We start from the raw sequence: 12,153 nt of genomic DNA, 5'->3' as shown, positions 1-12,153 counted from the left end.
AGATTCACTTCAAGACCAGTCTCACCAGTAGATGAGGAAAAGACACATGAGTGCCGAGATCTTCTACGACGACGACGCCGACCTGAGCGTGATCCAGGGCAGGAAGGTCGCGGTCATCGGCTACGGCAGCCAGGGCCACGCGCACGCGCTGAGCCTGCGCGACTCCGGCGTCGACGTGCGCATCGGGCTCGCCGAGGGCTCGAAGTCGAAGGCGAAGGCGGAGGAGGAGGGCCTGCGGGTGCTGCCCACCGCCGAGGCCGCCGCCGAGGCCGACGTGATCATGATCCTGGCGCCGGACACCGCGCAGCGGACCATCTACGCCGAGGACATCGCGCCGAACCTGAAGAAGGGCGACGCGCTGTTCTTCGGGCACGGCCTGAACATCCGGTACGGCCTGATCACCCCGCCCGCCGACGTCGACGTCGCGATGGTGGCGCCCAAGGGACCCGGCCACCTCGTGCGCAGGCAGTTCGTCGACGGCAAGGGTGTACCCGCGCTGATCGCCGTCGAACAGGACGCCACCGGCAACGCGCAGGCGCTGGCGCTGTCCTGGGCCAAGGCCATCGGCGGCACGCGGGCAGGCGTGATCAAGACGACCTTCACCGAGGAGACGGAGACCGACCTCTTCGGCGAGCAGGTCGTGTTGTGCGGCGGCACCACCGCGTTGATCCAGAACGGGTTCGAGACCCTCACCGAGGCCGGGTACCAGCCGGAGGTGGCCTACTTCGAGGTGCTGCACGAGCTGAAGCTCATCGTGGACCTGCTCTACGAGGGCGGCATCGCTCGGATGCGCTACTCGATCTCCGACACCGCCGAGTTCGGCGATTTGACCCGGGGACCGCGCATCATCTCGCCGACGGTCAAGGAGGAGATGCGCAAGATCCTGGGCGAGATCCAGGACGGCACCTTCGCGCGTGAGCTGATCGCCGAGGAGGACGCGGGGCGCCCCACCTTCACGAAGCTGCGCAAGGAGGGCGAGGAGCACCCGGTCGAGGAGGTCGGCAAGAAGCTGCGCGGCCTGATGTCCTGGGTGGACCGGCCGATCACCGAGACCGCCTGAGTTCGTCCTCCCGTCGTCGGCGTGGTCCGGTGCTCGCCGTGCCGCGCCGACCGCCTGCCTCGGCGGCGGTTCCCGCCCAGCGCCGGAGCCGCCGTCGGCAGGCGGCGATGCCCGTCCCGGCGGCCGAACGGAGTCCGCTCGACCGGCCGTTCGGCCCCGTGCTCGACGGCGAACGGCCGTCACGGCGGATTTCGATGGCGCCCCCTTCGCCGAGTCTGGTAAGTGAGGGCGACGAGATCACGGTGCCGTGCGTCTCCTCTCGCGTCGGCCGCGTCGTGGTGTTCGCGGGTCGGTCCGCGGCGATTCGACCTGCGAAGGCCCCGCCACCGGCGCCGATCACAGAGGTATACGGTTCGTCGCGCAAGGTGACGACAGTTCGCGCGGCAGCGTGGCCCAGGCGAATCAGGGGAGAGAGATTGAGTGACGAGGCAGCGTCGACCGCACACGAGGTGCCGATCTACGACGACAAGGCGCACATCAGAGGAACCCTCGACATCTCCAGTGCCGAATGGATCACCAGCACGGAGGACGAGGATCAGAAGGGCGTCGAGATCGCCTTCGTCGAGGAGTACATCCTGATGCGCAACGGAGCCGAGCCCGAGGGGCCGGTGCTCGTCTTCACACAGGCCGAGTGGGACGCCTTCGTGGAGGGTGCCAAGGACGGCGAGTTCGACGAGCCGTGGTGAGCCCGAGCCTACCGGGATAGATCGTCGCGATGCCGGGGTGCCGAGCGGGGTCTCGGGTGGTCCCCGGCGCCGCGCGGGCAACGCGGCCCGCGCCGTGAGGAACGGCGGCCCGATGCCTCGGCCTTCCGCGCACGAGGGGCCTGGCGTCTTCGACGCCGATGTCGACGAGGCCAGGTAAGCGGCCTCTCGCGCGAGGGCCTCGTGCTGCTTCCGTCTCCTGCGACAGCGTCCCGCCCTGACGACCGTCTCCGGCAGCGCCCCGCTTCCGCGCCGGCCTGGCGGGAGTACCTCGCGGTGTGCCACGAGCACCGGGCGAGTCGGCGAGTCGGATCGGATTCATGCCCGACGCCCTCGCCGCGGTCCCCGACCGCGCGGCCACGCCCGTCGTGGACCGGCCGTCGACGGCACCCGTCGCCCGAGGCACCACCGACGGAGCCTGTGGCGGAGCGACACACCGAGGGCGTCGAGAGATCGCGGTATTCCTCGTCACGTCCGTCACGCGCCCGACCATGCCCGAGCAGGCCCCTCGTCGGCCCGGCCTCGGCTGCGCGGCTGCTCGCGGGCGGGGACGACGGCGACTCCGCCGCCGATGCTCACTGGTTGGGCCGATCATCTCGCAGGCTGCGGCGTACCTTGTCCCGCACTATGAGAAACGTTTCACAAGCGTGGGACTAGACTGCTGCGTGGCGGTCGCCGCCAGGCAGCCGAGGACCGCAACACACCTTCCCTGGAGCAGCTCGTGACCAACACCAGTCGTCCCGTCGCCCTCATCGCCGAGAAGCTCGCACCCTCCGCGGTCGAGGTCTTCGGCGACGAGGTCGAGATCCGCTATGTCGACGGCACCGACCGGCCCGCCCTGCTGTCCGCCGTCGCCGAGGCGGACGCCCTGCTCGTCCGATCCGCGACCAAGGTCGACGCCGAGGTGATCGGCGCGGGCTCGCGGCTGAAGGTCGTGGCCAGAGCCGGCGTCGGCCTGGACAACGTCGACGTCCCGGCCGCCACCGAGCGCGGGGTCATGGTGGTCAACGCGCCCACCTCCAACATCGTCTCCGCCGCCGAGCACGCCGTCGCCCTGCTCCTCGCGGTCGCCCGCCACATCCCGGCGGCCGACGCCAGCCTGCGCGCGGGCCAGTGGAAGCGCAGCTCCTTCAGCGGCGTCGAACTGCGCGGCAAGACCGTCGGCGTGGTGGGCCTGGGCAAGATCGGCCAGCTCTTCGCCCAGCGCGTCGGCTCGTTCGAGACGAAGCTCATCGCCTACGACCCGTACGTCTCGCCCGCGCTGGCCGCCCAGCTCGGCATCGAGCTCGTCGAACTCGACGAGCTGCTGTCCAGGGCCGACGCGATCTCGATCCACCTGCCGAAGACCCCGGAGACGAAGGGCCTGATCGGAGCCGCCGAGCTGGCCAAGACCAAGCCGGGCGTCCTGCTGGTCAACGCCGCCCGCGGTGGTCTCGTCGACGAGGCCGCGCTGGCCGAGGCCGTCAGCTCGGGCCAGGTCGGCGGGGCCGGCGTCGACGTCTACGAGACCGAGCCCACCACCGACAGCCCGCTGTTCGCCCTGCCCGGCGTGGTCGCCACCCCCCATCTGGGTGCCTCCACCGCCGAGGCGCAGGACCGCGCGGGCACCGACGTGGCCCGCTCGGTGCTGCTCGCCCTGCGTGGCGACTTCGTGCCGGACGCCGTGAACGTCCAGACCGCGGGCGTGGTCGGCGAGCAGGTGCGGCCGTACCTGCCGCTCACTCAGAAGCTCGGCCTCGTGCTCGCCGCGCTGCTGCCCACGACCCCCGCCTCGGTCACCGTGGAGGTGCGCGGCGAACTGTCCGCGGAGGACGTGAGCGTGCTGCCGCTGGCCGCGCTGCGCGGCGTCTTCTCCAAGGTGGTCGAAAGTCAGGTGACCTTCGTCAACGCGCCGAGGCTCGCCGACGAGCTGGGCGTGGCCGTGGACGTGCGCACGGAGACCGAGAGCGCCAATCACCGCAGCCTCGTCACGGTGCGGGTGGCGATGCCGGACGGCGGCACGGCGAGCGTCTCGGGAACCCTCACGGGTCCGCAGCAGGTCGAGAAGCTGGTGGAGATCAACGGCAGGCACTTCGACCTGCGGGCCGAGGGCAACGTCCTGCTGCTGGAGTACCCGGACCGGCCGGGCGTGATGGGCACCGTCGGCACGCTGCTCGGCGAGGTCGGCATCAACATCGAGGCCGCCCAGATCAGCCAGACCACCGATGCCTCCGACGCGACGATGCTGCTGCGGGTGGACCGGCCGCTGACCGGCGGGGTGCTGGAGCCCATCGGCGCGGCGATCGGCGCCAGCACCGCGTACTCGGTCTCCTTCGACTGAGGCGGCGACCGGGTCCGTCACGACGGCGTCCCCGCCGGGCCGCTCCGCTGCCGCCGCCGGCCTGTCGACAGCGCCGCCGAGGCCGTTCGAACGGCTTCGGCGGGGGCCTTGCGCACCGTCCTCACCGGAGACCGCGGCGGGTCGGCGTCTCGGGTGGACGGTCTTCTCCCGGGCGGACGGCCGCCAAGAGCGGACGGCCTTCCCGGGGCGGGCGGGTCGCGGTGCACGGCGGCACGGGGCGGGCGGCGTCGCAGCACGAGGCACGCCCCGCCGCCTCCCGGCGTCGAGCCGGTCGGCCGCCGCGGCGAACGCCGTCGACGGTACGGGCGCCCGAACCCGCGCCGTGGGCAGGCGGGGGCCGTCGATGGTGGGAAACAAACACCCTGTGTCATCGGCTCGGTGAGACATCGGCCGATCCGGGGGAGAAGTCCAAGATTGCTTCATCCAAAAGGAGTAATCACAGGGTCCTGATCTCGCGTTAGGTTCCCATGAAGAAGGCCGGACCAGGCGCTGCGGCGACTGCGGCGCCGTGCCGAGCTGCTCTCCGTGTCCCTTCGACCCGGGCCCGCCACACCGGGCTCGATGCTGGAGGTCTCCCTGCCGGGGCGGCCCGCTGATCGAACTCTCGACCGATCAGGGACGCCTGCCGACAGGGGTCTGCCGTCTTTCGGGGCCGGGTCGCCCCGAACGGCAGGCCGGAGACGTACGCAGGCCTCGGCATGGTCGAAGACGGGTCTTCCAGTGAGGGCACACCAGTGAGTCGAAGTCGAAGAAGGGTCACCAGGTCCGCTGCGGCGGCCCTGGCGGTCGTCCTGACCACCGGGGCAGTGGGCAGCGCGACGGCACAGGATCAACCGCTCGCACCGCCGCTGCCCACCGCGGACGCGCTGTCGACCGACGTCGGACTGTCCGGCGTCGCGCCGAGCCTGGCAGGCGTGCAGGGCCGGACCGGGGTCTTCATCGAACTGGAGAACGCCCCGGCCGTCGACGTGTTCGTCGAGGAGCAGAAGGCGGGCTCCAGCGACGAGGAGGCCAGTGTGGCCGCCGAGGAGGCCAAGGAGGCCACCCTGGCGACCGCCGACGTCGTCGTCGCGGAGCTGCGCGTCGCCGACCAGCAGACCGAGGTCCTCTACGAGACCGTGAACGCCGTCCCCGGCGTCGCCGTCCGAGCCGACGCCGAATCGGTCCGCGAGCTGGCGGAGCGCTCCGACGTCCGGTCGATCCGGCCGCTGGTCAAGCACGAACTCGCCAACGCGAGCGCCGTGCAGCTCACCAACACCCTCCCGAGCTGGCAGCAGACCGGCCGCTACGGCGAGGACATGCGGATCGGCATCATCGACGACGGCGTCGACTACACCCACGCGACCTTCGGCGGCCCCGGCACTCCGGAGGCCTACGACGAGATCGACCGCACCGCGGTCGACCCGAGCTACTTTCCGACGGACAAGGTCGTCGGCGGCACGGACCTCGTCGGCGACGACTACGACGCCTCCAGCGATGACCCGAAGCTGAACCAGCCCCGCCCGGACGACAACCCGATCTCCTGCGGCACCCACGGCACCCACGTCGCGGGCACCGCGGCCGGCTTCGGCGTCAACGCCGACGGCAGCACCTTCGACGGCGACTACTCCGAGCTGGACGACGAGACCGTCCGCGGCATGCGGATCGGCCCCGGCACGGCACCGGACGCCCTGATCTACTCCATCAAGGTCTTCGGCTGCGAGGGCTCCACCGATGTCACCGCCGCAGGCCTGGACTGGACGCTGGACCCCGACCGCGACGGTGACTTCACCGACCGGCTCGACGTGGTCAACCTCTCGCTGGGCAGCAACTTCGGCGCTCCCGACGACCCGACCAGCCTGTTCGTCCGCAAGCTCAACCAGCACGGTGTCGTCACGGTGTTCTCCGGCGGCAACGGCGGCGACCTGTTCGACGTCGGCGGCTCTCCCGGCAACACTCCGGAGGCGCTGACCGTCGCGAGCAGCCGGGACGCCTCCGTGGTGCGCGACGGCGCGGAGGTCGTGGCCCCCGAGTCCCTCGCAGGCCTCCAGCCCGGCCAGTACAGCCAGGACTATCCCGACTACGCGGGTCTTGACCTGACGGCCGGGGTCGTCCGACTCACCGACGAGGGCAACCTCGACGGCTGCGACCCGCTGTCCTCGGCGGACGCCGCCGCGGTCGACGGCAAGATCGCCTGGCTGGAGTGGGACGACGACGACACCACCCGCCGCTGCGGCTCCGCGGGCCGCACCGACAACGCCTCCGACGCCGGCGCGGTCGGCGCGATCTTCTCCTCCGGCGTGGACCAGTTCAGCGCGGGCATCGCGGGCAACGACGTGATCCCGGTCATCCAGCTCACCGGCACCGCGGTCGACGAGGTCCGTCCGGCGCTGGAGGCCGGCACGCTGGAGATGCGATTCGCGGGCGAGCTGCGCACCTCGGTGCCGACCGTCGACGAGGACCTCGTCGACACGCCCAGCTCCTTCACCTCCCGCGGCGGCCGGGGCCCCGCCGTCAAGCCGGACCTCAGCGCCCCCGGCGACACGATCGCCTCCGCCCTCTCGGGCAGCGGCGACGGCACGCTGGTGATCAGCGGCACCTCGATGGCGGCCCCGCACACCACCGGCATCGCCACCCTGCTCCGCGAGGAGCACCCGGACTGGACGCCGGAGGAGATCAAGGCCGCGCTGATGAACACGGCGGGTGCCGACATCACGACCGGCCCGGACGGCATCGTGCACGCGCCGAACCGCGTCGGCTCGGGCCGCGTCGACGCCTTGGCGGCCCTGGACAACCAGGTGCTGGCCATGGTGGAGGACGACCCCGGTCAGGTCAGCGTCTCCTACGGCACCGTCGAGGTCGACGGCCCGATCGCCCAGACCAAGACGATCAAGCTGATCAACAAGGGCGTGCGACGGACGACGATGTCGGTGGCCTACCAGCCCGCCACCGAGATCCCCGGCGTCAGCTACGAACTGGACCGCGAGACGGTGACGCTGAGCCCGCGTGGCGTCGCGAGAGTCACCGTGACGCTCACGATCACCGACCCGACCGCGCTGCGCAAGACGGCCGACGCGACTCTGGAGAAGGAGCAGGGCGGCGAGGCCCGCCAGTTCCTGGCCGACGCCTCGGGTCGGATCGTGTTCACCCCGGAGTCGGGCTCCACGGTGCCGCTGCGGGTTCCGGTGCACTCCGCGCCGAAGCCCGTCGCCGACATCGAGGCGGCCACGTGGCTGCGCCTGCCGGAGGGCTCCGAGCAGGCGGTGCTGAACCTGCGGGGTCGGGGCATCTCCCAAGGCTCCGGCGATGAGGCCTACCGCTCGCTGATCAGCGTCCTGGAACTCCACGCCACCAGCCCCGAGCTGCCCGAGTGCGTGAGCGATCAGACGGTGGGCTGCACCATCAACCGCACGGCCAAGGGCGGTGACCTCCGCCAGGTCGGAGCCACCTCCACGGCGCCGCTGGCGGTGTTGCAGGGCGACCCGGAGTCGGCGCTGCTCGCGTTCGGGATCACCACCTGGGCCGACTGGTACAACATCGGCAGCAACACGGTGCCGTTCGTCGACATCGACGTGACCGGGGACGGCGTGCCGGACTTCGAGACCTACGTGACGAAGTACACCGGCAGCGACGTCCTGGTGGCCGCCACCGTCGACCTCAACGCCGAGGGCGCTCCGGTCGTCGACGTGCAGCCGATCAACGGGCAGCTCGGCGACGTCGACACGAACGTCTTCGACACCAACGTGCTGGTCCTGCCGGTGGCGTTGACGGCCCTGGGCATCGACCCGGCCGCGGAGTCGGCGCCGATCACCTACACCGTCGGCGTCAGCGGCTACTACGCCGCCCCGGGTGACCCGGACGGGCTCGTCGACTCGATCGACGACCCGATCTCGTTCGACGCGGTGCGCCCCGGCCTCTGGACACAGGGCGGCGGGGACGCGGCACTGTCCTACGAGGCTCGGCCGGGCACCGCGCTGGTGGTCAACCGTGACCTGGAGACGGCGTCGGAGGACGGACAGCTGCTGGTGCTGCATCACCACAATCACCGGGGAGATCGGGTGCAGGTGGTGCCGACGGGCAGCACCCCGCCGATCTTCGTCAACTGACTCCTCGCGGAGTCGCGGCTCTCGACGGGTCGCGTGTCCTGACGGGACGGACGTCTCGGCGGGACCACCGCCATGACGGGATGCTCCGCCCGAAGGGAGGGCTCCGCGTGACGGAGTGGAGCACTGCCTCCTGACGGGCGGGCCTGTCCGCACCATTCGGCGATGCCTCGGCCGTACTCGGCCGGGGCATCGCCGTCGTTTCGCGGGCGGGCAGGGCCGTCCCCGCGAGGTCCCCGAGATGCAGCCCGCACTCGTCTCGCGGGCGCTGTGACATCGCGCCCGCCCACGCTCGAGAGCGACGGGGGATTGACGGCGCCCCTTAGGCTGTTCGAGTGATGTTCACTCGAATGGGCGTCCCGCAGTACGGGAAAGATCATCGCCGGCAGGCCGCCGCCATGTGGAGTACCGATCCGGGAGCGGTAGCCTGCTCGAACGAACTGGTCCCGTTCAGTGGGATCTGTACCAGGGAGGTGCACGGATGCGGCTCGCTGTGATCCCAGGCGACGGGATCGGGCCCGAGGTTATCGCCGAGGCATTGAAGGTGCTCGGTGAGGTAGTCCCCGACGCGGAGATCGTGCGTTACGACCTCGGTGCCGCGCGGTGGCACGCCACCGGCGAACTGCTGCCGGAGTCGGTGTTGGGAGAACTGCGTCAGCACGACGCGATTCTGCTCGGAGCGGTCGGCGACCCGTCGGTGCCCAGCGGCATCCTCGAACGCGGACTGCTGCTCCGACTGCGTTTCGAGCTCGACCACCATGTCAATCTGCGGCCCGCTCGGCTCTACCCGGGGGTGCGCAGCCCGCTGGCCGATCCCAGCGACGTCGACATGCTCGTGGTGCGTGAGGGCACGGAGGGCCTCTACGCGGGCAACGGCGGCCTGCTCCGCAAGGACACGCCGTACGAGGTGGCCACCGAGGTCTCGATCAACACCTCGTTCGGAGTGGAACGGGTGGTGCGGGACGCCTTCGCGAGGGCCGCGGCCCGCCCGCGCAGGCACCTCACCCTCGTGCACAAGACGAACGTGCTCACCTACGCGGGCTCCCTGTGGTCGCGGATCGTGGAGGAGGTCTCCCTCCAACATCCGGAGGTGACCGTGAGCTACCAGCACATCGACTCGGTGACCATCCACATGGTGACCGACCCGTCGCGGTATGACGTGATCGTCACGGACAACCTGTTCGGCGACATCCTCACGGATCTGGTGGCGGCGATCACCGGCGGCATCGGACTCGCCGCGAGCGGCAATCTCGACATGACTCGACGCAACCCGAGCATGTTCGAGCCGGTGCACGGCAGCGCGCCGGACATCGCCGGACAGGGCGTGGCGGACCCCACGGCGGCCGTGCTGTCGGTCGCGCTGCTGCTGGATCACCTCGGCATGTCGGAGGCGGCGAAGCGCATCGAGGCGTCGGTGGCATTCGACCTGGCCACCCGCGACCACGCCTCGCCGGGCGCCACCTACGCGATCGGCGATCGGCTGGCCGCACTGGTCTCGTCGAACACCCGCCCGGAGCGGCCGGTCTCGCTGCCGCCGTCGGCCTGATCCCACGCCTGACCCGGGGCCGTCCACCATGGTGGACGGCCCCGTTCGTCTCTCATAGGCCGTATCCCCGCTGGTGAGCCGCCTGTCGACGCGGTCGACGCGACGTTTCACGGACGGGTGGAATTATCCCAGCATTCGGACTTTCGTGTCCGAAGAGTTGGATTACCGAGGCGGGTGTGGCACCATCGCCGCGTGGCTCACCACAGCATGATCATTATCGTGTAGCGCGTCGGGCAGTGCTTCCCTTCAGCACCCGACGCGCAGACCTCTCGCATCCCGCGAGGGGTCTTTTTGTTTGTCCCCTCCTGCTCGAAGCCAGACTCGACACCGCCCGAGGAGTCCTTCGTGTTCCGCACCGCTCCGGCAGACACGCCGCTCGGCGACGCCTTCCACCTCTACGACACGACGCTGCGCGACGGCGCCCAGCGGGAGGGCATCTCCTACTCGGTGACCGACAAGCTGACCGTGGCCCGCTTGCTGGACTCCCTCGGCGTCGGGTTCATCGAGGGCGGCTGGCCCGGTGCGCTGCCCAAGGACACCGAGTTCTTCGCCAGGGCCGCCGAGGGCGAGCTGGAACTGCGGCACGCCGCGCTCGTCGCCTTCGGAGCGACCCGGCGCGCCGGGCTGACGGCCGCCGAGGATCCGCAGGTCCGCGCCCTGCTCGACTCGAAGGCCCCGGTGATCACCCTCGTGGCCAAGTCCGATCGCAGGCACATCGAGCGGGCGTTGCGCACCGACGTCGCGGAGAACTGCGCGATGGTCCGCGACACGGTGTCGCTGCTGGTCGCCGAGGGCCGCCGGGTCTTCGTCGACGCCGAACACTTCTTCGACGGCTATGCCGCCGACCCCGACTGCGCGCTGCGGGTGCTGGAGGCCGCGGTGCTCGGCGGCGCCGACGTCGTGGTGCTGTGCGACACCAACGGCGGCAGCCTCCCCACCGGGCTGGCGGAGACGGTCACCGAGGTCCACGCCCGCACCGGATTCCGCCTGGGCATCCACTGCCAGGACGACACCGGCTGCGCCGTGGCCAACACCATCGCCGCGGTACAGGCGGGCGTCACCCACGTCCAGTGCACCGCCAACGGTTACGGCGAGCGGGCGGGCAACGCCGATCTCTTTCCGGTGATCGGCAACCTCGTCACCAAGCTCGACATGCCGGTGCTCCCCGAGGGCAGGCTGGTCGAGCTGACTCGCGTGTCGCACGCCCTCGCCGAGATCGCCAACCTCGCCCCCGACCCCCACCAGGCGTACGTCGGGACGTCGGCCTTCGCTCACAAGGCGGGGCTGCACGCGAGCGCGATCAAGGTCGATCCTGAGCTCTACAACCACATGGAGCCCGGCGACGTCGGCAACGGGATGCGCGTGCTGGTGACGGAGATGGCGGGCCGGGCCAGCCTCGAACTCAAGGGACGCGAGTTCGGGCTGGACCTGACCGCCCGACCGGATGCCGTGGGCCGCGTGGTGCGTCGGGTCAAGGAGCTGGAGGCCGGCGGCTGGTCGTTCGAGGCGGCGGACGCCTCCCTGGAACTGCTGTTGCGCGCCGAGCTGGGCGGCGGTGCCGAGGCGGCTGTCGCCGAGCGTGTCACCGAGGCGGCTGTCGCCGAGCGTGTCACCGAGGCGGCTGTCGCCGAGCGTGTCACCGAGGCGGCTGTCGCCGAGCGTGTCACCGAGGCGGCCGCCGCCGAGCATGTCACCGAGGCGGCCGCCGCGCTGCGGCCGTTCACGCTGGAGTCCTACCGGGTGTCGCTCGATCACCGGGCCGACGGCGAGGTGGTCGCCGAGGCGACGGTGCGGCTGCACGTCGACGGCGAGCGGGTGATCGCCACGGCCGAGGGCACCGGGCCGGTCAACGCCCTGGACGCGGCGCTGCGAGCGGCGCTCACCCCGTATCTGCCCTGGCTCGCCGACGTCCGGCTTCTCGACTACAAGGTGCGCATCCTCGCGGGCAGGCACGGCACGGACGCGGTCACCCGGGTGCTCGTCGACTCCGGCGACGGCGTCGACAAGTGGACCACGGTGGGCGTGCACGGCAACATCGTCGAGGCCAGCTGGCTGGCGCTGTGCGACGCGCTGGCCTACCGGGCCGCCCGGCAGGCGGGTTCGGTCCGGGTCTAGCGGCTCCCGCGGCGGTGCCGTGACCTACGGGTGGTCGGCGCCGCCGGAGACTCCACGGCGGAGCGGGCGCCCACGGCCGGGACCAGGGTTATTGGCACGTGATCGCCGAGTGAGAGCGGCACGCCGTAGACCTGGGCGATGAAGATCGTGGCGATGGCCGGGTGGATCGCGGCGCAGCCGTCCATCTTCGTCGTCACGCCCAGCGGCACGGCGAAGTCGGCGTATCGGCGGTCGACACCCAGGTTGATGGTGGTCTGGCGGGGTCACGGAGGGGACGGGCGGCTTTCATGCCGCCGCAGAGCCGC

Annotated in this window: 7 protein-coding genes; 6 read left to right on the top strand and 1 reads right to left on the bottom strand. The window is 71.1% G+C overall.

The window, feature by feature from the left end:
- The first annotated feature begins 46 nt into the window (after window positions 1-46).
- The 6 genes from ilvC (at window position 47) to cimA (ending at window position 11,848) form a co-directional block, all read left to right on the top strand.
- Window positions 47-1,060, top strand: coding sequence for a ketol-acid reductoisomerase (gene ilvC, locus AHOG_RS23965; RefSeq protein ID WP_093943341.1), 1,014 nt, complete (start codon window positions 47-49; stop codon window positions 1,058-1,060).
- A gap of 416 nt (window positions 1,061-1,476) precedes the next feature.
- On the top strand, window positions 1,477-1,746 hold the full coding sequence (locus AHOG_RS23955; RefSeq protein WP_211290488.1) for a DUF397 domain-containing protein: 270 nt from the start codon (window positions 1,477-1,479) through the stop codon (window positions 1,744-1,746).
- Between the two features lie 739 nt (window positions 1,747-2,485).
- A complete protein-coding gene (gene serA / locus AHOG_RS23950) occupies window positions 2,486-4,084 on the top strand; it encodes a phosphoglycerate dehydrogenase (protein WP_093943339.1) in 1,599 nt (532 codons plus the stop codon).
- Between the two features lie 755 nt (window positions 4,085-4,839).
- Window positions 4,840-8,190: a S8 family peptidase gene (locus AHOG_RS23945; RefSeq protein WP_211290487.1), complete on the top strand. Its 3,351-nt coding sequence runs from the start codon at window positions 4,840-4,842 to the stop codon at window positions 8,188-8,190.
- Between the two features lie 478 nt (window positions 8,191-8,668).
- Window positions 8,669-9,733, top strand: coding sequence for a 3-isopropylmalate dehydrogenase (locus tag AHOG_RS23940; RefSeq protein WP_093943337.1), 1,065 nt, complete (start codon window positions 8,669-8,671; stop codon window positions 9,731-9,733).
- A 345-nt stretch (window positions 9,734-10,078) separates the two neighbouring features.
- Window positions 10,079-11,848 carry a citramalate synthase gene (cimA, locus tag AHOG_RS23935; protein ID WP_093943336.1) on the top strand — a complete coding sequence of 590 codons (1,770 nt, stop codon included), beginning with the start codon at window positions 10,079-10,081 and terminating at the stop codon, window positions 11,846-11,848.
- Here cimA and AHOG_RS23930 read toward each other — a convergent pair.
- Window positions 11,845-12,090, bottom strand: a complete 246-nt coding sequence (locus AHOG_RS23930; protein WP_221439006.1) for a cation:dicarboxylate symporter family transporter — start codon at window positions 12,088-12,090, stop codon at window positions 11,845-11,847. The genes cimA and AHOG_RS23930 overlap by 4 nt on opposite strands.
- Between the last annotated feature and the right edge of the window lie 63 nt (window positions 12,091-12,153).

The sequence above is a fragment of the Actinoalloteichus hoggarensis genome (genome assembly GCF_002234535.1).
Taxonomy (GTDB): Bacteria; Actinomycetota; Actinomycetes; order Mycobacteriales; family Pseudonocardiaceae; genus Actinoalloteichus_A; species Actinoalloteichus_A hoggarensis.
The sequence above is the reverse complement of the archived record's forward strand: the minus strand, read 5'-3'. Positions and strand labels throughout refer to the sequence as shown.

Coding starts and splice junctions, on each gene's coding strand:
- AHOG_RS23940 (WP_093943337.1), top strand. CDS start 8,669: ATGCGGCTCGCTGTGATCCCAGGCGACGGGATCGGGCCCGAGGTTATC.
- ilvC (WP_093943341.1), top strand. CDS start 47: ATGAGTGCCGAGATCTTCTACGACGACGACGCCGACCTGAGCGTGATC.